We start from the raw sequence: 24049 nt of genomic DNA, 5'->3' as shown, positions 1-24049 counted from the left end.
GAGATGCTTCAACGTCGCACGCTTCTCGTCGTGCTGGCGCTCAACGTCCTCCTGTTCGTGGGTCTCGGAGTCGGCGGCCTGTTCGCCGACTCCAGCGCCCTCCTCGCCAACGCGCTCGACAACGGCTCCGACGCCGCGGTCTATCTGATCAGCTTCCTGGCCGTCGGTCGGGCGATGATCTGGAAAACCCGCGCCGCCCGGTTGTCGGGGATCATGCTGCTGATCTTCGCCGCCGGCGTCCTGCTGGACGTCGGACGGCGCTGGATCGTCGGGACCGAACCGGTCGGCTGGACCATGATGGGCCTGGCCGTCATCGCGGCGGCCGTGAACCTGATCTGCCTCGCCTTGCTCAGGCGTCAAGACGGCGACGACGTCAACCTGCGGGCGGCGCGAACCTTCAGCTTCAATGACTTCGCCTCGAACGGGGGCATCCTCGTCGCCGGCGGACTGGTCATGGTCATGGATCAGGCCTGGCCGGATCTGGCGGTAGGCCTGATCGTCGCCGGCATCGCCTTCAAGGGCGGAATGGACATCCTCCGCGACGCACGCAGCGTCGCAGTTGAAGGAGCAATCTCGTGAATCTTCCCGAACAACACGGGCGTGACGGCACCGCCGTCCCGATCGACATCCAGGGCGTCCAGAAATGGCGCAAGCTCTTCATCCTGGCGGGCCTTTTCGCTCTCCTGGCATGGACGCCCCTGGTCAGGGCCCGCCCCGAATTTGAACACCCCGTCGAACACCTCGGCCTTATCGCCATCATGATCTGCATCTTTGGCCGCGCCTGGTGCTCCCTCTACATCGGCGGTCGCAAGAAACAGGAGATCGTCTCGAACGGCCCCTATTCCCTCTGTCGCAATCCGCTCTACGTCTTCAGCTTCATCGGCGCCTTCGGCGTCGGCGCCATGTCGGGCAGCCTGACCATCGGCCTTGTGTTCGCCCTGGCCTGCTGGGGGGTCTTCCGGGCGGTCGTCGAAAGGGAGGAGCGCTTCCTCGCCGGCGCCTTTGGCGCGACCTATGAACGGTACCGCCTCCGGACGCCGCGTTTCCTTCCGGATCTCCGTCTGTGGCGCGATGAGGCGGAACTCACCGTCCGACCCGCCTTCTTCCTTCGCACCCTGAGAGACGGCCTCGTCTTTCTTCTCGCCCTGCCCCTGTTCGAATTGCTGGAAGGCCTGCAACAGTTCGGCTGGTTCAGCGTCATCTTCCAACTGCCCTGAGACGGAGCATGGAACGCCAGCGTCTTGTGACCTCTCTCGCGGCGCTTCTTGCGGCCCTCGCCTTCCTTGCGGGCGCCGCCGTTCGCCTCGCTTCGCACGAGCGCGACGTCCAGGCCGAGTCACGCGCCCCCTAGCCTTCAGCCCCCTCTTCCGCATCCGAGGAGTTCAAGCATGCCTAGCACCGTCAGACTCGACATACCGGTCCTTCTCCCCGAAGCGCCCGACGCCTTGGACGCCTGCGTCGAGCGCCTCGTCAAACGCCTGACCGGCGCGCCCGGCCTGTCCCAGATCCACGTCGCGGAATCCCCGACCGGGCCCCAGCTCTGCCTGCACTACGACGCCAAACTCCTGTCGCCGGACGAGGTGCGCCGCAAGGCGCTCCAGGCCGGGGTCGAGATCAGCCGTCGCTTCGGCCACCTGGTCGGCTGGACCCAAGGCGTGCGCCATGCGCGGCACGCCCGTTCGCTCGAGGCCGACCTCAAGGCGGAGCCCGGCCTCCTTGAGGTCGGCCTCGACGCCGCCGGCGCGGTCCGCGTCGAGTTCGACCAGAACCGGATCACCCGCGACCAGCTGATCAAGACGCTCGCCGGCCACGGCCTGACCTTCTCCCCCCAGCCCTTCCCGGCCAGGGCTGAACACGCCGCAGACGACCACGCCGGCCACGACCACGATCCCGGGAAGGAGGATCACGCCGACCATGATCACGCCCACGGAGGGATTTTCGGCGCCAACACCGAACTGATCTTCGCCCTTGCCGCCGGCGGCACCCTGGGCCTCGGCTTCGCCCTGGAAAAACTGGCGTCGGGCCTGCCGGGCTGGATCCCGCTCGCGCTCTTCCTCAGCGCTTACGGCCTGGGCGGCTTCTTCACCGTGCGCGAAGCGATCGACAACCTCAGGCGCAAGCGCTTCGAGATCGACACCCTGATGCTGGTGGCGGCGGCGGGGGCGGCGGCGCTCGGCGCCTGGGCGGAAGGCGCCCTGCTCCTCTTTCTCTTCAGCCTCGGCCACGCCCTGGAGCACTACGCCATGGGCCGGGCCAAGCGCGCCATCGAGGCCTTGGCGGAACTCGCCCCGCGCACCGCCAGGGTGCGGCGTGACGGCGAGGTGATCGAGATACCGGTCGAGGCGCTTGAAGTCGGCCAGGTGGTGGTGGTCAGGCCCAATGAACGCCTGCCCGCCGACGGCTTCGTCATCAAGGGGGCCACCAGCATCAATCAGGCCCCCGTCACTGGGGAGAGCATGCCGGTCGACAAGCAGCCGGTCGATGATCTCGCCGAGGCCCGGGCCCGCCCCGCCTCCATCCTCGCCGCATCCGCCGTTTTCGCCGGGACGATCAACGGCGCCGGCGCCATCGAGATCGAGACCACCCGCAAGTCCAGCGACACCACCTTGGCCAAGGTCGTGCGCATGGTCAGCGAGGCGGAGACCCAGAAGTCGCCCACACAAAGGTTCACCGACCGGTTCGAGCGCGTCTTCGTCCCTCTCGTCCTGGGCCTGGCCTTCATCCTGCTCTTCGCCTGGGTGGTGGTCGACGAACCCTTCCGCGACAGCTTCTACCGCGCCATGGCGGTCCTGGTGGCCGCCAGCCCCTGCGCCCTGGCTATCGCCACGCCGAGCGCCGTCCTGTCGGGCGTCGCCCGCGCCGCTCGCGCCGGCGTCCTGATCAAGGGCGGCGCGCCGCTTGAGAGCCTCGGCGCCGTCGACGCTATCGCCTTCGACAAGACCGGTACCCTGACGGAAGGCCGCCCGCGGATCACCGACGTCATCCCCGTCGACGGCGCCGACGAACGCGCCCTGCTGACGGTGGCGGTCGCCGTGGAACGGCTCAGCGATCACCCCTTGGCTGAAGCCATCGCCCGGGACGGCGCGGCGCGTCTCGACGGCGCCGCCGTCCCTGCCGCTTCAAGCCTGCAGAGCCTGACCGGCAAGGGCGTCGCCGCCGAGCTCGAGGGCGTCACGGTCCAGATCGGCAAGCCCGAGATGTTCGGATCGGACGGCGTGCCGGTTCTGAGCGTCCAGGCGACCGAGGCGGTCGATCGCCTCCGCGCCCAGGGCCGCACCCTGATGGTGGTGCGCCAGGGCGAACGCGATCTCGGCGTGATCGGCCTGCTGGACACGCCGCGTGCGGCCGCGCGCGACGCCCTGACAAGACTGAGAGCCCTGGGCGTCCGGCGCATGATCATGATCTCGGGCGACCACCAGAAGGCGGCCGAAGCCATCGCCGGCCAGGTCGGCCTGACGGAGGCCTGGGGCGACCTCATGCCGGACGACAAGGTCGAGGCGATCAAGCGCCTCCGCGCCGAGACCAAGGTCGCCATGGTCGGCGACGGGGTCAACGACGCCCCCGCCATGGCCACGGCCACGGTCGGCGTGGCCATGGGCGCGGCGGGCTCCGACGTCGCTCTGGAAACCGCCGACGTGGCCCTCATGGCCGATGATCTGTCCAATCTTCCCTTCACGGTCGGCCTGAGCCGTCGCACCCGAACCGTCATCCGCCAGAACCTGTTCGTCAGCCTCGGCGTGGTCGCCTTCCTCGTGCCAGCCACCATCCTCGGTCTCGGCATCGGCCCGGCCGTCGCCCTGCACGAAGGCTCCACCCTCTTAGTGGTGTTCAACGCCCTGCGCCTGCTCGCCTACCGCGATCGCCAGGCGCCCGCATCCTATCCGGGATAAAGCCCATGAAACGCCTTAGCTGGCTCACCCTCATCGCAGCCTTCCTGGCGGCTGCAGCCTTTCTGTTCGGCATGATGTCGCGTCAATCCCCGCCCGATCGTCCGGCGGCTGCGGCCGTCCAGCCGATCGACGAGCACGCCGGCCATGCCGACGCCCTGGGAGACGCGGCCTCGACCCGCTCTTTCAAGGAGGCCAATGAACGTCTTCACCAGGCCACTGACATTCGCTGGACCGGCGACGCCGACGTCGACTTCATGCGCGCCATGATCGCTCATCATGAGGGCGAGATCGCCCTGGCCCGGATCCAGTTGCAGCACGGCTCCGACAAGGACGCTCGTGGGCTGGCCCAGGACCTCATCCGGGCGCGCGACACGGAAATCCTTCGAATGCGCCTCTGGCTGGCGCGACGCGAAACTCAGCCTGCGCCGGAGAGCGGCGCCTGACATGGCGCGCACCGTTCGATGGAAGGAAGGCCGGCCCGGCAAGCGTCGCGGCAGACGCCCTCCGCCGCCCCGGCCGAACCCGCTTCTTGACGGGCTCGCTGTCCTGACGGCGAGCTTGGTGAGCGCCGGCGCTGTTCTCACCTTCGCCATCTTCTGCTTCAGCACGCTCGGATGCGCGATCGCCCCGAGGTCCTGATCGTAGCTTCGGACAAGCGCAAGGAGGCGCTGATCGAGGCGGCTTTACCCTACATCGAGGCGAGCGTTCGGCTGCTCATTGGAGGGTTCGATCACTTCCGATACCGTGATCCGACTTTTGAGCAAGAAACCGCCAACGCGCTCGTGCCCTCCTTCGCGAACGGATATCCGAACTGCCTAATCCATCTATGGCAGGTCCTTCAGAACGCCGCGCGCTTGGGCCTCGACGGGACGATCGTGGAGTTCGGAATGTTCCGGGGTGGGACAACCATGCTGCTCTCTCGTTTCGCCGAGCGCCTGGGCAAGGACTGGCCGGTCGTCGGGTTTGACACCTTCGACGGCTTTCCCTCGCCCCGCAGTCCTCTGGACATGTATTCCCACCCAGACTGCGTCTTTCTGGACGAAGCCGCAGCGCGCCGGTATCTCGCGGGACGAAACGTCGAGATCATCTCCGGCGATATCGTCAAAACTGCATCCCGATTGGCGGACCGGGATATCGTGCTGGCGTTCATCGATACCGACAACTATACTTCGGCGACCGCAGCGCTCGATGCCGTTCAAAATCAGATCGTCCCTGGCGGCGCCATAGTGTTTGACCACTTCACCGGTGTGGACCGTTTTCTGTACACCTTGGGCGAACGCGTGGCCGCCAAGCGCCTTCTCGGCGACCCCCGATTCTTCAACCTGCACGGCACCGGCGTATTTCTTCGGCAGTCCTCGTGATGATAGTCATCAAGACACGCAAGAAGCCGAAGCCTCGGCGCGGCGTTTACGAGCTGTATTGGCGGTTCGCCTCTAGACGGCAGGCTGCGTTCGAACGTCGTCTCGCGGGCAAATGCGCGCCTTGGTCCGACGATCCCATCCTGCAGGAGTTTAAATTCTGCAACGTGTACCGTGCGGCTGATCGAGTCTCGCAGTATATGATCCGGAACGTCTGCTACGCCGAGGACGCCGGCAGTCCCGCTGACCGCGCCTTTCAGATCGTCGCCTTTAGGACCTTCAGCAAGATCCGTACTTGGGAGAAATTGACAACGCTTTTGGACGGGCCACCGCGTATCCAAGACTTGGCGGACGGCAGATTTGTTGCCGCGCTCAATCAGATCAAGCGCGAGGACGGTGGCCTGTACACAGGAGCCTTCATTTTGTGCGCGAACAAGGCGTTTGGGCACGACGAGAAACATCACAACCATGCCGCCCTGTTTGAGAAGATGTTCGTGCAGGACGCCGTCGCGGATCGGCTGATCGGCGCGAACGCCTTCGAGAGCATCGTCCGAACGCTTGAGGGCTACCCTCTCATGGGTCCGTTTATGGCCTATCAGACAGCAGTTGATCTCAACTATTCCGAACTCACGGATTTCAGTGAGAATGACTATACGCAGGCCGGGCCGGGAGCTGTGCGCGGCCTAGCCAAAGTATTCGAGGACTTAGGCGATTACACGCCCTCCGAAGCGATCAAATTGATGGTCGACCAGCAGGAGGCTGAGTTCGAGCGGCTAGATCTGCCATTTCTTGGCCTGTTCGGGCGGCCATTGCATGCAATCGACTGTCAGGGTCTCTTCTGCGAGACCGATAAATACTGCAGAGAGGCCGCGCCCGAGCTTGCAAGCAATCGGTCGCGGATAAAGGCTCGCTACCGTCCCTCATCGACATCGCTTGAACTCTTCTTTCCACCGAAGTGGCGGCTCGCGCCGCCTGTACGAACCATGCCTGCAGGCTCCCTGCAGGCCCAGCCGGACTTGTTCGCCAGCGCCTAGCTAGCGAGCAGCCCACAGTTTGGGGCAGTCACCCTGACCAAAAGCGGCTGTTCTGGAGGGCCGCTTTGAGTCAGAAGCGGACCTCCGTCTTCGCTTCTAGCGTTTATCCACAACCTATCTACGTCTAGTGTTTCGTGCCCATCGCGCCTCTGCAGCCGCCCTGAGCGCGTTGAGGTTTGCAACACAAGCGCTGTCGCCGAGCGCAACGGCCGCTTCTCTCAAACTGCATTATTTTCGGTGTTAATTCAGCCATTTATGGCTGCAACAGTTTCCGAACATGTGCAGTCTGCGAAATATCGGTATAGCGCCGCTTGTCGGTTTCTGTGTGTGCCTACGCCTCGCGGCCGCTGGGCGCCGGGACGTTGACGGTGGAAACTGTGGGATTGGCGGCCCGCACCGACGGCTTCGCCGATCCTCTTTACGAGTTGGCGATAGTCAGCCTTGCCTATGACCTCTCTCTTAGAGGCGCGGACCTGACGGCGTCCTTCGATCGTGAAGGCTCGGATCTTCCGGAGCTGCGACGCTCCCGTTTCAGTTTGATCGTATCGCGAGAACTATCGACGGCGCTTTGGAACCACGCGGTGGCCATAAAGGGCGAAATGCGCTTCAGCGACTTCACCGGGGGAGCCAACAGGGGTCGCAACGACACGCTTTCCGCCCTCGTCCTAACGGCGAAGCGCCCAATGAACCCGGACTGGACGCTGGAATGGCGCGCAGCCTTGCTGCGTCGCTTCTCGAACAGGCGCGAGGCCGAGTTCGACGCTCTCGACCTCGGATTAGAGATCACGCGTCGATTTTAGCATACAAAACAATCGCTCCAGACCAGCTACATTGAAGTTGCTCGCTCGTACTATCCCCCTTCTCGTGAGCGCACGTTCCTCTGATGGAAGAAAATCCAAAAACACGTGGCGGCTGTTTCTGACTGGGCGTCTTGTGGCCGAAACGTTTCCTATGGCCCTCCTCCAAGCCACAATGGGCGCCAAATCCGACCCACCGTAGGTTTCGTGATTATACTCCGTTATTGCGATGAGCAGCCGGTACTGAACATCCTGAAAGTCGAGTTCGACGGGGCGCGATCCTCCGTGCTTCTTGAGCTCGACAGTGTTGCTTAACGTCGTGCCTGGCCAAGTGTGCACTTCGCTATTCAGCGTCCGAAATATCCGTTCGTGAGGCGAACGTCGCTCCGGCCGACCGCCTCCGACTACGAGCTCGATGTCGTATCTCTTGCAGATCCAATCGAACTCATCGCGCGCGAATTCCTTGGCACCGTCGACCATGATGGTCCGCGGAACGCCGCCACATTCCCATTCTCCCGGCAAGTTATGCGACCGAAGCAGTTCGGACTTATCGGCAGTCAGTAGCGCCATAGCGAGCGCCACAGTCGTGCGGCACGGCGGAAACAGCGACACAAATCCGGCCAGCAAAGCTCCCGAATACAGGTCGCTCGCAGTCGTCAACGTCGGACGGAAAGCCCGCTGCCGATCGCCGAATACGCTATGCCTCACGTCCAGCGGCGTATGATCTATAAAAACCACCTCCAGAGACTCTGATGCGATGAAAGACCCTCGCTGGAGTTCAAACAGACGCTCGCCTTCGCGCCCCATCTCCTGCGCACGCAGATACCCATCATCGCGGGCGTAGATGTCACCAATGACCCGTTTTGCGGTGGGTTGTGTGAGGCCGATCCCGTTGGACCTCGCTCTATGGCAAAGGTCGCGCGCCATCTTGCAGACGTTTCGTTTGACCGTTCTGCGCTCATAAACAATTTCAACCGCAAGACTGGCAACCTCTGCGCTCACCCTTCGATTTCCTTTCGCGGGACCCCTTTTCTTTGGCGCCCACTCGTCGAATGTTTGGGCGCTCCGAGCGCGCGCAATGTCACGTTGATGGGTTTTGTAGCTGATGCCCACGACCTCGCGGACTTCTGACGGCGACAAGGGATACCCACCGTTGTGTCCGTCAACGATCAAGCGGGCGATGTGAAATCGCTTTCTGAGGAGATCGTCCGGGGAAAGAGATGAGGGCATGTCTGCGATCCAAATCGTGGCGTGACAAATGACTCCACAAATAGCCGCTAGGAAGCGGTCGATTGCTCAAAGTTTGTGCCCTCAGGCCGGAGGACACAAACTTTGAGCAGAATTTAGGGCTTTAGCCCTGAGTTGATGGCTAGGGATTCGCCATGCAAAGCGAAAAAGACGACCATCAACCATGGCATACTCGGGACATCAGCCGTGAGCCGGAACACTTGTGACTGATTGAATATGTTGCGAACCCTGCGTCGGCGGCATTTTTGGTGTGCGCACAGGTGCTCGCTGCTGGATGACGCCAGGCCGACGAGGTCATCCGGCGCGCTGCAGCGCCATCTGGATCACATCGGTGCGACCCGAGCGGAATCCGGCCTCGCAATACGCGAGATAGAAGCGCCAGAGGCGACGGAATCGTTCGTCGAAGCTCGCCTCGGTCCTGACAATCTCGCCCCAGGCGCTTTCAAAGCGTCGCGTCCATTCGGCGAGAGTTTCGGCATAGTCACCGCCGAAACGTACGATCCCCGCCTCGACCAGACCCGCGCTGGAGATGTCGGGCGCCATCCGCGCTTCGGACGGCAGGCAGCCTCCGGGAAAGACATACTTCTGAATGAAGTCCGTACGGGCGTCGTATTCGTCGAACAGGTCGTCCTGAATGGTGATGATCTGCAGGCCCGCCCGCCCGTCGGGCGTCAGGACGTCGTGCAGCTTCTGGAAGTAGGTGGGCCAGTATTCGCGCCCCACCGCCTCGAACATCTCGATCGAGGCGACGCGGTCGAATCGCCCCTCGACGTCGCGATAGTCGATCAGGCGGATATCGGCGTGTTCGGCCAGCCCCGCCTCGAACAGACGACGGCGTGCATAATCATGCTGTTCGCGCGAGATAGTGACGCCGGTGACCATGGCCCCGATCTCGCGCGCCGCGAACTCGGCGAACCCGCCCCAGCCGCAGCCGATCTCCAGCACGCGATGCCCCGGCCGCAGGTCCATCATCCGCGCCAGAGAAGCATACTTGGCGCGCTGGGCGTCCTGAAGCCCCTGCCCCGCCGTTTCGAACCGCGCCGAGGAATAGGTCATCGAGGGATCCAGCCAGGATCCGTAGAAGGCGTTGCCAAGGTCGTAGTGGGCGTGGATGTTGCGTCGTGACCCGCGCCGGCTGTTGCGGTTCAACCGATGCCCGACCCAGTGGAGCAGGTTCATCAGCGGATTGCCGTCGAACAGACGCCGGATGTGTTCGTAGTTATTGACCAGGGTTTCTAGCAGGAGAGCCAGATCCGGCGTGTCCCACTCGCCCGCCATATAGCCCTCTGCAAAGCCTATATCCCCGCTCTTCAGCACGCGTGCGGCGAAGCGAGGATCGCGGATATTGAGGATGGCGGCCTTGCCGGGTGTCTGACCGGTCAACTGATGAAGGCGGCCATCGGGCAGGACCAAGGTAAGACGCCCCCAGGTCCAGTTGGCGGACAGAAGCCGCAGAAGCAAGCTCAAGACCGGAGACACGGCCCGCCCACCGTTCTGATCGCCGCAATAGGTGGTGGTCATGACGTCAGGCGCCCTTCGCAAGAGAGGCGGGCGAACGTGGCCCGGTGTTTACAGAGGTCAACGCGCCAGACGGCTTTCACGCGCCCTGTGCTGGATCGTCACAGGATCGCGGGCTGGCGGCGGTTGGCGGGTCAGACGCACGCCCTTGATCCAGAGCTTCAGCGCCTCCCAGTGAATTGCGGCCATGACTTTGAGGGTCATCAGAGGCAGGGCTAGGACGGCCGCCCCCAAAGTCTTGTCGTCCAGCGGGCGACGTTCGGCGGACATGGCGGCGGTGATCAACACGCCCTCGGCGTCCACGCCGTCGATTGTCAGGTCCAAATGGGCGCCGGGCGCATGACCGCGAAAGGCATAGTCCATCTCCATGCCCATGAAGGGCGAAACATAGAGAGCCTTGGCCGCGCCCTGTCGGATCAAGCCGGCCGCCTGATCCTCGCGCGGCACGGGAATGACGTAGGCGTGTCGCACGCCGAATGTGCTGGTCACCTCATAGACCATGGCCGCCAGCCGGCCGTCGGGGTGATGACAATAGTAGAGACTGATCGGATTGAAGACGTAGCCCAGCACCCGCGGCATGGTCAGAAGGCGAATCGGGCCGTCGCCAATGTCGATCCCCGCACGAACGAGAAAGTCCTCGATCTGCGGGCGCAGCGGCGCGCCCGAGCCGTCGCCGTGGTCCCGGTCGTGGACGGACAGCAGATTGAAACGATTGCGCGAGAAAAAGCGCATCCGCCGGTCCAGCTCGTCGATCTCCTTCAGATCGAGCAGCAGCCAGAAGACGCGATAGTGCAATCGATGCGCCCTGGGGCGCAGCCGCCGGTGCATGACCTCGCCACGATAGAGGGCCGAGGCCTGGGTCACGCCGCCTTCTCCATCGCGCAGACGGCGGCCGTCGACAGATGGATGCGCCCGCTCTCGTTCTCGACCGACCAAGGGCGCCGAACGCCGCCCAGTTGCTCCGCCACAGCCAGGCCTGCCTGCAGGCCGTCCTCATGGAAGCCTGCGCCGAAGTGAGCGCCGCAGAACCACACGCCCCCCTGCCCCTGCAGGCTCCACAGCTGCTTCTGGGCCTGGATGGCGGCGGGGCTAAAGACCGGATGTTCGTAAAGTTCGCTGCGCAACAGCGTATCGGGCTTGGGCGGACGCGGAGGGTTCAGTGTGACGAACAAATCCTGGCCCGGCAGGCCCTGAAGCTTGTTCATCCAATAGGTGACGCACAGGCCTTCCTCGGCCCCGATATAGTTCCAACTGGCCCAGGCCCGGCGACGTTGCGGCATCAGGCCGGCGTCCGTGTGCAGCACGGCCAGGTTGCGGCTGTAGCGGAAGGCGCCCAGCAAGTCCTTTTCCCGCGCGGTCGGCTCGGCCAGCATGGCCAGGGCCTGATCGGCATGGGCGCCGATCACGACATGATCGAAGCGCTCGACCCGGTCCTGGCTGTCGTGAACCATGACGCCCTGATCCGTGCGGCGCACTGCCGTCACGCCATGATTCAGCCGCACGTCGCCGATCTCGCGCGCCAGACGCTCGACATAGACGCGGCTGCCGCCCTCGACGGTGCGCCACGACGGGCGCCCGACCAGCTTCAGCAGACCGTGGTTGCCGCAGAACCGGATGAAGGCCTCGGCTGGATAGTCCATCAGGGTATGGGCTGGCGAGGACCAGATCGCCGCCGCCATCGGCAGCAGGTGATCGTCGCGGAAAGCCTCGCTGAAGCCCTCGCGCCTTAGATACTCGCCCAGCGTCAGGTTGGGATCGGTCAAGCCGCCCAGGTCGATCGGCGCCTCGCGATAAAAGCGCAAAATCTCGCCTAGCATGGACCAGAAGCGCGGCCGCAGGAGATTACGGCGCTGGGCGAACAGGCCGGGCGCCGCATATTCGAACCGGCCGTCGTCCAGCGACACGGCGAAGGACATATCCGTCTTGCTGGTCGGGACTTCCAGATGAGCGAAAAGGGCGATCAGATTGGGATAGGTGGCGTCGTTGAAGCAGATGAAGCCCGTATCCACCGCCGTCTCTCCGGTCGCGGTCCCGGCGATCACGGTGTTGGAATGGCCTCCGAGGCGATCCGCCTTCTCGTAGAGCGTCACCGTGTGACGCTGCGACAGAAGCCAGGCCGAAGACAAGGCTGCAACGCCCGACCCGACCACGGCGATCTTCAGCGGGCGATCGAAGGAATGCGGCATGACGGCTCCAAAACACGCCTGCCGTGGTTTTGCAGACTGACCGGATTACGCACCCAGGTCGCGATCGGATTACGAATGATCCAGACTTTTTCCCGAAGCGTATTAGGTTCCATGCATGTCGAGGCCGCCTCAATCACACCTTCAGCCAGGACCTCGCGCGGCATGACCGCCGACGGCCCCACACCGGACGCCTTTGCGCACGACCGCTTGATCGAGGCGGTGGCCTTACGGCGCGATCGGGAGGCCTTCGCCGAGCTGTTCAGCTATTATGCGCCTCGCCTGAAGGCCTGGCTGATCAAGTCGGGCGCCACTGCAGCCGCGGCAGAAGATTTCGCCCAGGACGCCATGCTGACGGTCTGGCGCAAAGCCGATCTGTTCGACGCCCGCAAAGCTCGGGCCGCGACATGGATCTTCACCATCGCTCGCAACCGCCGGCTCGATATGCTGCGTCGCGACGCGCGCCCTCTCCCCGCTCCGGAGATCGACCTCTCCGACGCCGGGGTGCAGCGCCCGGACGACATCCTGTCCGCCTCCCAGGATGCCGAACGCGTCCGAAGCGCCTTGTCCCGTCTCAAACCTGATCAGGTCGAGGTATTGCGCCTCGCCTTCTTCATGGACAGCCCCCATTCCGAAATCGCCCGGCGGCTCGACCTGCCTCTGGGCACGGTCAAATCCCGCATCCGCAACGCCATGAGCAAGCTCCGCCTGATCCTCGAACCGTCCGAGGAAGCCACCCGATGAACCCTAGTCGCAATCCTTCTGAGGAACGCCTTCTCGCCTATGCCGCCGGAACGCTCAGTCCGCCCGAGGCTGTCGTCGTCGCCGCCCACCTGGCCCTGCGCCCGGCCAACGACGCCTGGGTGCGCCGACTTCAGGCGGTCGGCGGCGAGTTTCTGGAGGAGACCGCACCGAGCGCACTGTCCGACGACGCTCTCTCGAGGGCCATGGCGCTCATCGAGACCCACGCCGGTGAGGTCAGGGTTCCAGCGCCGCTGAACGACATGCCCGAACTGCCCGAGCCGCTGCGGCGCTACGCGCTCGGCCCCTGGCGCTGGATCGGTCCGGGCATCCGGGTCCGCGACGTCCACGCGCCGCGCGACGGCGCCTGCCGGGTCATACTGCTGAAGATCGATCCCGGTCGCGAGACGCCGCGTCATACGCACGGCGGCGTTGAGCTGACCTGCGTCATCTCGGGCGCCTACGCCACCGAGACCGAACGGTTCGACGTCGGCGATCTGGAAGAAGCCGACGATGACGTCATGCACCAGCCTCGCGTGGTGTCGGACACTCCCTGCCTTTGCGTCGTCGCCCTGGACGGCGAGATCCACTTGGACGGCTGGCTGGGCCGTCTGATGCAGCCTTTCGTACGACTGTGATCCCATTGCTGGCGCTCTGGGGCACGGCGACGCTCTTTCTCGCCGTCGTCATGAGCGCGGCCTGGGTGGTTCAGCGCCGCACGGGACAAGGTGGATGGGCTGACGCCTTCTGGTCCTTCGGCTTGGGGCTGGCCGGCGTCGGCGTGGCCCTGTTCCCGCTGGACGGGTCGTCCCCATCCGCGCGGCAATGGCTGGTGGCCGTTCTGATTGGATTGTGGGGTCTTCGGCTTGGTCTTCACATCGCCCATCGGGCCGCGCGCGAAGCCGAGGACCCACGCTACGCTCGGCTGCGTGTGGAATGGGGCCAAGGCTTCCAGGCTAAGATGTTCGGCTTCCTGATGCTTCAGGCCGGCGCCGCCGCCTTTCTGGCGCTCAGCGTGCTGGCGGCGGCGCGCAATCCAACGCCGGGATTGACGTTGCAGGACGGCGCGGCCGCCTTGCTGTTCGTATCAGCCCTGATCGGAGAAGCCGTCGCCGATCGACAACTCGCCGCCTTCAAAGCCGCCCCCGCCCACAGGGGACAAGTCTGCGATACCGGCCTGTGGGCCTGGTCGAGGCATCCCAACTACTTCTTCGAATGGCTGGGGTGGTGCGCCTGGCCCGTATTCGCGATCAGTTTCAGCAGCCCCTGGCCTTGGGGTTGGCTGGCCCTGACCGGTCCGGCCTACATCTACTGGCTTCTGAACCATGTGTCGGGCGTTCCCTTGCTGGAGGCCCATATGCGCCGGTCGCGCCCAGAGGCCTTCGCCGCCTACGCCGCGCGCACCAGCCGCTTTTTCATTCGCCCGCCGAAGCGCTAGACGGCGCGCAGCAGCCGCATGGCGAGCGCGCACGCCATCGCCGACGAACCGGCGCTGACGCAAACGCCCCAGGCCATGTCAATCAGCGACAGCTTCAGGCTCCAGGTCTTCAAAGTGGCCAGATTCGTCAGGTCATAGGTGCCATAGGCGAACAGGCCGAACAGCCCGCCCCAGAGCAGCGCCTTCTTCCACCCGCCGTCCGCCAGTCCCGGCAGGACGGCGAAGATCGTCAGTCCGGCGGCGTAGAGGGCGTAGAAGGCGACAGCGGGCGCCAGTCTGAAGTTCTCTGCCAGCATCGAGCCGATCAGCGGGCGGTAAAGCCGGTCACCCATGCTTCCCAGCCAGGCCGTGTCGATCACGGCGAAGACGCCCAGGGTCAGAAGGTAGGCGATTGCTATGTTCATGGCGTAATCCTGTCGGCATTCTCGCGAAATACGTTCGCTACGGTCGAACGGATCGTTCGCCGTTTCAGACGGCTGAAATGCGCCATGAGCGGACATGCCATCGCCGTCGGTGACCGAGCCTTCACCCCGCCCAGTACCGCAAGGCATCGACGATGATCTGGAAGGTGCGCAGCTTCTGCCTGCGGCTTGCCGTCCCGCCCTGATCCAGGTGGGCATCCGAGCAAGGCTTACGCGGATGTGAACCTGATGGTGGCTTTACGTGCGTGACGTTCGAGGGACGGCCGCCACGCTGCGCAGCCGGGCCTACGCATCGCGGACATGGCGATCGCGGGGTCGGGATCAGTGGCAGCTTGGTCGCCCAAGTCGCCCTCAACCGCATCGGTCCGGGGCGTCGAGCAAAGTCTCCTCCGCAGAATTATTGCGGTTGATTCTGATAATCGTTCGCAGTAATTGCGCAGCCCTCTCTAACCGGGGCTGTAACCATGCGCTCGCTTCTGATGTTCTCCGCCGGGCTGACCGCCCTTACGGCCGCCGCCTTCCCCGCCATGGCGGAAGAGGTCGTCGACCTTCAGAAGGCTGTGACGGTCGCGCCTGTCACGGTTGTCGGGACCCGCACCCAGCGTCAGGTGGACGATGTACCGGCCAGCGTCAGCGTCATCACGGCTGAGACCATCGAGAATAATCTGGTCACCGACATCAAGGACCTGATCCGGTTCGAGCCGGGCGTCAGCGTCCCGACCAGTCCGGCCCGCTTCTCCGCCGCCCTGTCGGGAGCCGGTCGCGACGGGAACTCGGGCTTCACCATTCGCGGCATGGGCGGCAACCGCGTGCTGATCATTCAGGACGGCGTGCGCGTGCCGGACGGCTTCGCCTTCGGCGCCCAGGCGGTCGGTCGCGGCGGTTATAACGACCTGGACCTGGTCAAGTCGGTCGAAATTCTGCGTGGCCCCGCCTCAGCCCTCTATGGCTCGGACGGCATCGCCGGCGCGGTCAGCTTCACCTCCAAGGACCCGGCCGACTTCATCAATAGCGGCGAGAACTTCGGCGCCCGCGCCCGGGTCGGCTACAACTCGGCCGACGACGGCTGGACCGAGGGTCTGGCCTTGGCGGGCCGCGCCGGCGCCCTGTCCGGCCTGCTGGCCTACACCCGCCGCGACGCCCATGAGACCAAGAACATGGCCGAGGTCGGCGGCACGGGCTCGACCCGCACCCAGCCCAACCCGCAGGAATTCGCCTCGAACGCCATCCTGGGCAAGCTGGTCTGGGACGCCAACGCCAACCACACCGTCCGCTTGACCTATGATCACTTCGATCAGGAGATGGATGGCGAGGCGCTGAGCAGCTATTCAGCCACCGTCACCGGTCTGACTGCTCACGACGAGACCCAGCGCGATCGCGTCAGCGTCGATTGGCGTTTCAATGATGTCTTCGGCTTGGATGACGACTCGGTCGCCGCCTACTGGCAGGACGCCACGACACGTCAGTTCACCTATGAGGACCGTACGCCTGCGGTCGACCGCACCCGCGACGTCACCTTCGACAACAGCGTCTGGGGCATGGCCGCGCAGGGGTCCAGGACCTTCGGCGGCGAGACGATCCAGCACCGCGTCACCGTCGGCGGCGACTGGTCGCGCACCACTCAGGAAGGCATCCGCGACGGCACGGTGCCGCCGATGGGCGAGCCCTTCCCCGCCCGCCCCTTCCCCAGGACCGAATACGATCTGGCCGGCCTGTTCATTCAGGACGAGATCGAGCTGCTGGGCGGCCGCCTCAGCATCATCCCGGCGCTGCGCTACGACTGGTACGAACTGACGCCCAAGGCCGACGCCCTGTTCCCGGCCCCGTCGGCGGGTCAGAGCGACAGCCATCTGTCGCCCAAGATCGGCGCCATCTACTGGGTCGACGACCACTTCAGCGTCTTCGCCAACTACGCCCAGGGCTTCAAGGCGCCCTCGCCGATGCAGGTGAACAACTTCTTCGCCAACCCGGTGTTCGGCTATGAGTCCATCCCCAACCCGGACCTATCGCCCGAGACCAGCGAGAGCGTCGAGGCGGGCTTCCGCTTCCGCAACCTCGACATGTTCGGCGGCAACCTGTCGCTGTCGACCACGGCCTTCCACACAAACTACGACGACTTTATCAATCAGGTGGTGGTGCGCGGGACGGGCGTGCCGGGCGTCGATCCGCTGATCTACCAGCACGTCAACCTGACCGAGGTGACGATCTGGGGTCTGGAAGCGCGCGGCGACATCCGTTGGGACAACGGCGTCTCGGCCATCGTCGCCGCCTCGTTCGCCGACGGCGATCAGGAGACGGACGGCGCCAAGGGCAAGCTGACCAGCGTCGATCCGGTCAAGGTCGTGGGCGGTCTGAACTACGCCGCGCCGTCGGGCGTCTGGGGCGGTTCAGCCACCGTCACCTGGTCGGGCAAGAAGGACCGCGCCGGCTGCGGCGGCGGCAACTGCTGGCAGGGCGAGGAATTCGCCATACTCGACCTGACGGCCTTCTGGAACGTGACCGAGAAGGCCACGCTGCGCGCCGGGGTCTTCAACGCCCTGGACGAGACCTACGCATGGTGGAGCGACGTGCGCGGCCTGTCGCGCGGCGGCACGCTCACGGCCCCGACCGACCCGGCCACCCTGCCCGCCTTCTCCCAACCGGGCCGCAACTTCGGCGTCTCGCTGAACGTCCGCTACTGAGACCCGGGCTCCGAAAATGCGAACGAACGTCACCAAGGAAAACTCCATGCGCGCCCTATTGATCGCCGCCGCCCTCCTGACGGGGGCTGCGCCCGCCGCGACCGCACTGGCCCAGACCGCCGCGAGCGCCACCGCGCCCGCCAACTCGTTCGAACGGGATCGCCAGTCGATCCTGGCCCAGGCCGGCCAGTACCGCGTCCACTTCGACATGCGCGAGAACGTCAGCTTCAACGCCGACTACGACCTGATGGAAGGCAAGCTGTCGGGCGGCAGCGAAATTGTGCGCGTCGTCTATGACAAGGGCGACCGCATCAGCCTGCAGCATATCCTGGTCATGGAACATGAGGGTCAGGCCATCGTCATCAAGCACTGGCGTCAGGACTGGGTCTATCAGCCGGAAGCCGTCCTTACCTACGCCGGACCGAACCGGTGGACTCTGATGGCGGTGTCAGCTCAAGAGCGAGCTGGCGCCTGGTCGCAGACCGTGTGGCAGACGGACGACTCGCCCCGCTATGGCGGCGTCGGCCGCTGGACCTACGCCAACGGCATGAAGGTCTGGACCTCTGAGCCGACGTGGCGACCGCTGGCGCGTCGCGACGCGGTGCTAAACCCCGTCTATGACCGTTATCTGGGGACCAACCGCCACGCCCTGACCCCGAACGGCTGGGTGCACATCCAGGACAACATGAAGATGTCGGGCCGCGCCGGCGGCGAGCCAATCGCCATCGTGCAGGAAGACGTCGTCAACACTTACGACCGGTCCACCAGCTACTCGCCCAAGGCTGGCGACGACTACTGGGCGGCGACGCAGGACTACTGGGCCGCCGTGCGCGACGCCTGGGACGCCGCCATCGCCCGCGACAACGGCGTCTATGTCGAGGAAGAGGCCCAGACCGGCGTCGTCACCGGCCCTCCGTTGATGGACTTGGCCCACAAGATCCAGGATGGCGAAATCACCAGCGCCGCCGCCATCGTTGAGGCGCGCACCATTATCGAGACCGCCACGCGACGCTGACACCGCGTAGGCGAGGAAGAAGCCCCTCTGATTGCCGGTCAGGGGGGCTTCTGTCGTCTGGAGCTAGTCGTCCATCCTGTCGCTTCGACGCTTAGCCGTCCGGGCGGCGAAGGTCGGCAGGACCAGAAGGGTCAGGGCCGTGGCGGTCAGCAGGCCGCCGATGACCACTGTGGCCAGCGGCTTTTGAACCTCGGCTCCCGCGCCATGGGCCAGCGCCATCGGAATGAAGCCGACGATGGCCACCAGAGCCGTGGTCAAGACGGCCCTGAGACGGCTGGACGCCCCTTCGATAGCCGCTACGACGGGCTCGAGGCCCGCCTGCAACCGCTCGCGGATCGCCTGCATCAGCACCAGACCATTCAGGGTCGCGACGCCCGACACGGCGATGAAGCCGACCGACGCCGAAACCGAAAACGGCATCCCCCTGAGCAGCAGGGCCAAGGCCCCGCCGACCAGAGCCAGCGGCACGCAGGCGAAGACCAGGCCCGCCTCGGTGAACGATCCCAGCGCCATGAACAGCAGGACGCCGATCAGGACGAAGACGATGGGAATGACCAGGCCCAGGCGCTGTTCGGCCCGTTTCAGGTTCTCGAACTGACCGCCCCAGTCGAGGCGATAGCCGACCGGAAGGGCGACTTCGCCGACCGACCTTTGCGCGTCGGCGACGAAGCCGCCCAGATCGCGACCGCGGACATTGGCCTGGACCACCATGCGCCGACTGCCGTTTTCGCGGCTGATCTGGTTCGGACCCTCGGCGGTGTGGATGCGCGCCACCGAGGACAGGGGCACGACGACGCCGGTCGATGAGACGATAGGCAGGGCGGCCAAGGTGGCCGGATCATTTCGCGCGTCGTCAGGCAGGCGCACGACGACGTCAAAGCGACGGTCGCCTTCGAAGATGCGCCCGGCCTCGGCGCCGCCGACTGCGGTGGAAACCGCCTCTGAGACATCTGCCGCCGACATACCATAGTTGGCCGCCGCGAAGCGATCGACGCTGATGGTCAGGGTCGGCAGGCCGGACGCCTGCTCCACCCGCACGTCGGCCGATCCGGGCGTGGCCCGCAGCTTGGCGGCCACCGCTTCCGCCGTCTTTTGAAGCGTGTCGAAGTCGTCGCCATAGACCATGACGGCAAGGTCGGTGCGGACACCGGAGATCAGTTCGTTGAAGCGCAGCTCAATCGGCTGGCTGAACTCGAAGCTGTTGCCGATCTGCTTACTTGCGACCTGTTCGATGCGGGCGATCAGCTCTTCCTTCGACAGCTTGGGATCGGGCCAGTCCTTGCGGTCCTTCAGGATGATGACCGCGTCCGAGATGTTGGCGGGCATGGGGTCGACCGCCGCCTCCGCGGTGCCGGTGCGCGAGAAGACGGTCTCGACCTCGGGCTGGGCCTTGATGGCGCGTTCCAGGGCCATCTGCATGGCCAGGGACTGCTCCAACGAGGCGGACGGCACGCGCAGCGCCTGCATGGCGATGTCGCCCTCGTCCAAGGTCGGAATGAACTCCCGGCCCAGGCTGATGAAGGAGACGGCACCGACGGCCATCGTCGCCAGAGCGGCGATCAGCACCATCTTGGGGCGGGCCACCGCCGCGCCGATGGCGGGCTGCATCCAGCGTCGAGCGAAGCGCAGAACCCGCGTCTCATGTTCCTCGACCTGACCGTCCGCGCCCAGATGAACCGTCTTGGGCTCGCGCACGAACAGGGCGGCCATGGCCGGGACGAAGGTGAAGGAGAAGATGAAGGCGCCGACCAGGGCCAGCATGACCGTCGCCCCCATCGGCACGAAGGTCTTACCCTCGACCCCTTCCAGCATCAGCAACGGCGTGAAGACCAGCAGGATGATCAGTTGGCCAAAGGCGGCTGGCTTGACCATTTTGCGCGCTGCCTGAACCGCCACGCCGAGACGCTCGCTACGGGTCAGCATCCGTCCCAGCTCGGCCCGTTTCCGGGTCAGCATCAGCAGGGTGTTCTCGATCACCACCACGCCGCCGTCGACCATCAGGCCGAAGTCGAGCGCGCCCAGGCTCATCAGGCTTCCGCTGATGCCGAACCGGTTCATGCCGATGACGGCGAACAGGAAGCTGAGCGGGATCATCAGGGCCGTGATCGCCGCCGCGCGGAAGTTGCCCAGCAGCAGGAACAGCACGAGGATGACGAACAGGGCGCCCTCGATCAGGTTGCGCGCTACGGTCGATATGGTCGAGTTGACCAGATCGCTGCGGTTCAGAACCGGAGTCGCGACGACGCCCGGCGGCAGGGAGGCACCGACCTTTTCCAACTGCTTGGCCGCCGCTTGAGCCACGGTCCGGCTGTTCTCACCGGCCAGCATCAAGGCAGTGCCGAGGACGGCTTCGTGGCCGTCGCGGCTGGCTCCGCCCAGACGCGGCGCCTGACCGATCTCGACGGCAGCCACGTCGGCGACACGAACCACTAGACCGCCGCGATTGACGACCGGCGCCTGGGCCAGATCCTCAACCGTCGCGGCCAGGGCGTCGGTGCGGACCACCAGCGCCTCGCCCGCGCGTTGAACGTAGCCGGCGCCCGCCTGGGTGTTGGCGCGATCCAGCGCCTGCACAAGATCGGACATGCTGAGGCCATAGCGTGTCAGGGCAGCAGTATCGGGGCGCACCGCATATTCCTTCACATAGCCGCCGTTCACGTCGATTCCGGCCAGACCGGGCGCGGTGCGCATCTGCGGGGCGATGATCCAGTCCTGGACTGTGCGCAGATAGGTAGCGCGTTGTTGCGGGGTGGTCAGCCGCTCGCCTTCGGGCGTCAGATAGGCGCCGTCAGCCTGCCAGCCCGGCTTGCCGGTGGCGACCGTAGTCTTGGGGCCGAAGGGGGCATAGTCGACGGTCCACATCAGCACCTCGCCCAGACCCGTGGTGATGGGCGACAAGGCAGGCTCGACGCCTTCAGGCAGACTGTCCGCCGCCTGCCGCATCCGCTCGGCGACCTGCTGACGGGCGAAATAGATGTCGGTCTGGTCGGTGAAGACGACCGTGATCTGGCTGAAGCCGTTGCGCGACAGCGAGCGGGTGCTGACCAGGCCGGGAATGCCGGACATGGCCGTTTCCAGCGGATAGGTGACCTGTCTTTCGATCTGTTCGGGCGCCAGAGCGGGCGCGACGGTCGTGATCTGAACCTGTCGGTTGGTGATGTCAGGAACGGCGTCGATCGGCAGCTTGGTCAGTTCGAACAGACCCAGCGCGGCGATGAGCGCCACGACCAGGACGACGAACCCGCGAAAGCGGACAGACGCCTCAATCATAGCTTTGAACATATCCGTCGCCCTCTAGTGGCCGTGCTCGGCTTCGCCCTTGGCGAGCTCGGCTTTCAGCAGGAAGGCGTTGGCGCCGGCGATGCGCTCGGCGCCGGTCAAGCCCCGCACGATCTCGGTGCGTCCTGCCGCCTGCCGTCCGACCAGAACGGGCGCGGCGCGGAAGCCGGTCTCGGTGCGCACGAAGACCACGCTTGCGCCCCCGACGGTCTGCACGGCGTCGGACGGCACGGTGACGCCGCCAACCGCTTCGCCCGTCGCCACCGCGCCCGTGACCGCCGAGCCGGCGGGCGGCAGGGCGTCGACGGTCGGTCGGGCTCGAATGACGGCCGCGCCGCTTTCCAGGCCGCCGCCGGTCGCCACGCCGGTCACGACGCTATCCACGTCGCCTGACGGGGTCGTGACGCGGATCCTGCTGCCGGTGCGGACATGAGACGCCACGGCGGGCGGCGCGCTGAACACCATTTCGACGCGCGCCGGATTGGTGATCTCGGCGACCACACCGCCTTGAGCGGCGAAACCTCCCGGTCCGACCAGAACGCTGGTGACTACGCCCGCGATCGGGCTGACGATGCTGAGACGGCCCATGGCGTCGGGCGATCCCGCCGCTGCGGACCGGGCGCGCGCGGCGCGGGCGGCGGCCTCGGCGCCCATGGCATGAGCGTGTGCGACCTCGGCGTCACGCCGCGCGACCACGCCCTGATTGGCCAGGTCCTCTTCGCGGCGGTGCGCCTGCTGGGCGGCGATCGCCGTGGCCTGTGCCGCGTCGGCGTCGGCTTTCAAGGCGGCGGCGTCGCCACTGACCAGGATCGCCAGAACCTGACCGACGCGAACCGACTGCCCCGGCGCGACCAGCACCCGTTCGACGCGTCCCGCAACAGCGGCGGCCACCGCGGCGCGAGCATCCACCATCGGCTCGACCCGGCCGGACAGGCGGACCTCGCCTCCGCCGCCGCCGCCGACCGCGACAACCGAGATGCCGACGGCTTCGATCTGGGCGGGCGACAGTTCGACCACACCCTCGCCTGCGCTTTCGGAAACCTCCTCATCGGCCCGGTTGGTTTCAGTCGCCTCTGGCGCGGCTTTCGGTTGGCCGTTGAGCACATAGAAGCCCACGCCGCCCAGAAGGGCGACGGCTGCGGCTCCGGCCGTCAGCCAGGTCTTGTTCAGTCCAGCGGTGCGTTTCATTGAACAGCTCCAAACGGGGCGCGGCCTTGCAGGCGCGCCAGGTCGATTTCCGCCCGGACCCGCGCCAGGCGGGCGTCGACGGCGGCGTTACGAGCAGAGATCAGGGCGGCGCGCGAGACGCGCAGTTCCAGTTGCGAGATGCGGCCGGCGTCAAAGCCGATGCGCGACAGGCGGTAGGCTTCCTGTGCGGCGGTCACACCGGCGTCGGTGGCTGACACCCGGCTGGCCGAGGCGTTCAGGCGGGCTTTAGCGGCGTTTCGATCCGCCTGAGCTTCCTGACGCGCGTTCAGCAGGCGGGCGTCGGCGGCCCGGAAATCGGCCAGGGCGGCGTCAATATTGCCCCGGTTCCGGTCGAACAACGGCAGAGGCAGGCTAAACCCCACGGTCAGGGCCGTGGCGTCCTCGGCCTCATAGCGGCGCACGCCGACCGAGGCGCTGACGTCGGGACGGGCGCGGATACGCTCGACCGCGATCTGTCGCTCCGCCGTCTCGCGCTCGGCCTCGGCCACACGGACGACGAGCGTGGCTGCGTCCCCAGACATGGCAGTTGAGGGGGCCTGATCAATAAGGCTGGCCTTGATCGAGGTCACGGGCGTCGGCAGCATGGCGACCGCCGTCAGCCTTGCGAAAGCGGCGTCCCGTTCAGCCTGCGCCTCATCCAGGCTCGCGCGGGCGGTGGCGGCTTCGCTCTCGCCCTGGAGGGCGCGAACCATGGGCTCGCGCCCCTCTTCGACCAGGGTCAAGGCCGCGCGGGCGTCGGCCAGGGTGACGCTCAACGCCTCCTCGGCCAGTTGAAAGCGACGCTCTGCGGCCTCAGCCTCGGCATAGACCAGGGCTAGACGACCGGCGGCGTCGACCACAGCGAGGTCACGGCGCAGCGCAAGCGTTCCGGCCTCGGCGCGGGCCACATCGACGCGTGCGCCGCGTCGCCCCCAGAGTTCGAGGTCCTGAGTGACGCCCAGCGTCGTTTCCGCATTGCCGAAGCCTTCGAAAGGCCCGCTGCCAAAGGCGTTTTCAACGTCCAGCGCCAGCGTGGGGTTGGGGCGAACGCGGGCCTGTCTGACCCGGGCCTCGGCGGCCTCTTGAAGAGCGCCCGCTTCCATGGCTGTGGGCGAGGCGCCGACCCGCTGCAGCAGGATTTCAAACGCGGGCGCGGGATCGGCCCAGGCAGGGCCGGTCGTTGCGGTCGCCAAGGCGACCACGGCGCAGCCCGCCGCGATGCGCGGCAGGCGACGATAGAGGGATGGCATGTCCTGT

At 65.7% G+C, this 24049-nt stretch carries 20 protein-coding genes; 12 read left to right on the top strand and 8 right to left on the bottom strand.

The features are described from left to right. The first annotated feature begins 3 nt into the window (after window positions 1-3). The 7 genes from ACFYLW_RS05670 (at window position 4) to ACFYLW_RS05640 (ending at window position 7082) form a co-directional block, all read left to right on the top strand. A complete protein-coding gene (locus ACFYLW_RS05670) occupies window positions 4-579 on the top strand; it encodes a cation transporter (protein WP_234288684.1) in 576 nt (191 codons plus the stop codon). Then, window positions 576-1217, top strand: coding sequence for an isoprenylcysteine carboxylmethyltransferase family protein (locus ACFYLW_RS05665; protein WP_025977020.1), 642 nt, complete (start codon window positions 576-578; stop codon window positions 1215-1217). The genes ACFYLW_RS05670 and ACFYLW_RS05665 overlap by 4 nt, the downstream gene beginning before the upstream one ends. Before the next feature lie 171 nt (window positions 1218-1388). Further along, window positions 1389-3890 (top strand): heavy metal translocating P-type ATPase, encoded by a 2502-nt coding sequence (locus ACFYLW_RS05660; protein WP_390182921.1) that lies wholly within the window; start codon window positions 1389-1391, stop codon window positions 3888-3890. A gap of 5 nt (window positions 3891-3895) precedes the next feature. Beyond that, on the top strand, window positions 3896-4333 hold the full coding sequence (locus ACFYLW_RS05655; protein ID WP_025977022.1) for a DUF305 domain-containing protein: 438 nt from the start codon (window positions 3896-3898) through the stop codon (window positions 4331-4333). A gap of 171 nt (window positions 4334-4504) precedes the next feature. Then, window positions 4505-5251 (top strand): class I SAM-dependent methyltransferase, encoded by a 747-nt coding sequence (locus ACFYLW_RS05650; RefSeq protein WP_313472725.1) that lies wholly within the window; start codon window positions 4505-4507, stop codon window positions 5249-5251. Next, complete coding sequence (locus ACFYLW_RS05645; RefSeq protein ID WP_025977035.1) at window positions 5251-6282, top strand: nucleotide kinase domain-containing protein; 1032 nt, start codon at window positions 5251-5253, stop codon at window positions 6280-6282. The genes ACFYLW_RS05650 and ACFYLW_RS05645 overlap by 1 nt, the downstream gene beginning before the upstream one ends. 383 nt (window positions 6283-6665) lie before the next feature. Continuing rightward, window positions 6666-7082 carry a hypothetical protein gene (locus ACFYLW_RS05640; protein WP_313472724.1) on the top strand — a complete coding sequence of 139 codons (417 nt, stop codon included), beginning with the start codon at window positions 6666-6668 and terminating at the stop codon, window positions 7080-7082. On the opposite strand, the gene ACFYLW_RS05635 is transcribed toward ACFYLW_RS05640, so the two are convergent. From ACFYLW_RS05635 to ACFYLW_RS05620, 4 genes are all read right to left on the bottom strand, one after another. Then, window positions 7059-8309: a hypothetical protein gene (locus ACFYLW_RS05635; RefSeq protein WP_313472723.1), complete on the bottom strand. Its 1251-nt coding sequence runs from the start codon at window positions 8307-8309 to the stop codon at window positions 7059-7061. The two genes, ACFYLW_RS05640 and ACFYLW_RS05635, sit on opposite strands and share 24 nt — an antisense overlap. 312 nt (window positions 8310-8621) lie before the next feature. Continuing rightward, window positions 8622-9848, bottom strand: coding sequence for a cyclopropane-fatty-acyl-phospholipid synthase family protein (locus ACFYLW_RS05630; RefSeq protein ID WP_312065522.1), 1227 nt, complete (start codon window positions 9846-9848; stop codon window positions 8622-8624). 57 nt (window positions 9849-9905) lie between these two features. Beyond that, entirely contained in the window at window positions 9906-10709 is an 804-nt protein-coding gene (locus ACFYLW_RS05625; RefSeq protein ID WP_312065524.1) for a DUF1365 family protein, read from the bottom strand. Continuing rightward, window positions 10706-12031, bottom strand: a complete 1326-nt coding sequence (locus tag ACFYLW_RS05620) for an FAD-dependent oxidoreductase (protein WP_312065526.1) — start codon at window positions 12029-12031, stop codon at window positions 10706-10708. Before ACFYLW_RS05620 ends, ACFYLW_RS05625 begins: the two co-directional genes overlap by 4 nt. A 162-nt stretch (window positions 12032-12193) precedes the next feature. On the opposite strand from ACFYLW_RS05620, the gene ACFYLW_RS05615 reads away from it, so the two are divergent. From ACFYLW_RS05615 to ACFYLW_RS05605, 3 genes are read left to right on the top strand one after another with little or no spacing between them, the layout of a single operon-like run. After that, window positions 12194-12772: a sigma-70 family RNA polymerase sigma factor gene (locus tag ACFYLW_RS05615; protein ID WP_312065528.1), complete on the top strand. Its 579-nt coding sequence runs from the start codon at window positions 12194-12196 to the stop codon at window positions 12770-12772. Beyond that, entirely contained in the window at window positions 12769-13407 is a 639-nt protein-coding gene (locus ACFYLW_RS05610; protein WP_390182919.1) for a ChrR family anti-sigma-E factor, read from the top strand. The genes ACFYLW_RS05615 and ACFYLW_RS05610 overlap by 4 nt, the downstream gene beginning before the upstream one ends. Continuing rightward, a complete protein-coding gene (locus ACFYLW_RS05605) occupies window positions 13404-14207 on the top strand; it encodes a DUF1295 domain-containing protein (protein WP_312065532.1) in 804 nt (267 codons plus the stop codon). Before ACFYLW_RS05610 ends, ACFYLW_RS05605 begins: the two co-directional genes overlap by 4 nt. On the opposite strand, the gene ACFYLW_RS05600 is transcribed toward ACFYLW_RS05605, so the two are convergent. Then, on the bottom strand, window positions 14204-14611 hold the full coding sequence (locus tag ACFYLW_RS05600) for a DUF2177 family protein (protein WP_312065534.1): 408 nt from the start codon (window positions 14609-14611) through the stop codon (window positions 14204-14206). The genes ACFYLW_RS05605 and ACFYLW_RS05600 overlap by 4 nt on opposite strands. 482 nt (window positions 14612-15093) lie before the next feature. Here ACFYLW_RS05600 and ACFYLW_RS05595 point away from each other — a divergent pair, with 482 nt between their 5' ends. Both ACFYLW_RS05595 and ACFYLW_RS05590 read left to right on the top strand, forming a co-directional pair. Next, window positions 15094-17310, top strand: coding sequence for a TonB-dependent hemoglobin/transferrin/lactoferrin family receptor (locus ACFYLW_RS05595; RefSeq protein ID WP_390182917.1), 2217 nt, complete (start codon window positions 15094-15096; stop codon window positions 17308-17310). A 46-nt stretch (window positions 17311-17356) separates the two neighbouring features. Beyond that, window positions 17357-18325 (top strand): DUF6607 family protein, encoded by a 969-nt coding sequence (locus tag ACFYLW_RS05590; protein ID WP_312065538.1) that lies wholly within the window; start codon window positions 17357-17359, stop codon window positions 18323-18325. Between the two features lie 63 nt (window positions 18326-18388). Here the strand turns inward: ACFYLW_RS05590 and ACFYLW_RS05585 are convergent, their stop codons facing one another. From ACFYLW_RS05585 to ACFYLW_RS05575, 3 genes are read right to left on the bottom strand one after another with little or no spacing between them, the layout of a single operon-like run. Beyond that, the gene (locus ACFYLW_RS05585; RefSeq protein WP_312065540.1) at window positions 18389-21607 is read right to left on the bottom strand and encodes a CusA/CzcA family heavy metal efflux RND transporter; all 3219 of its coding nucleotides are present in this window, start codon (window positions 21605-21607) and stop codon (window positions 18389-18391) included. A gap of 12 nt (window positions 21608-21619) precedes the next feature. Next, window positions 21620-22792, bottom strand: coding sequence for an efflux RND transporter periplasmic adaptor subunit (locus ACFYLW_RS05580; RefSeq protein ID WP_313472721.1), 1173 nt, complete (start codon window positions 22790-22792; stop codon window positions 21620-21622). Then, a complete protein-coding gene (locus ACFYLW_RS05575) occupies window positions 22789-24042 on the bottom strand; it encodes a TolC family protein (RefSeq protein ID WP_313472720.1) in 1254 nt (417 codons plus the stop codon). The genes ACFYLW_RS05580 and ACFYLW_RS05575 overlap by 4 nt, the downstream gene beginning before the upstream one ends. Window positions 24043-24049 lie beyond the last annotated feature (7 nt).

It is taken from the genome of Brevundimonas sp. NPDC007368 (assembly GCF_042869015.1).
In the GTDB taxonomy this organism is placed as follows: domain Bacteria; phylum Pseudomonadota; class Alphaproteobacteria; order Caulobacterales; family Caulobacteraceae; genus Brevundimonas.
This window is presented reverse-complemented; position numbering and strand designations above follow the sequence as displayed.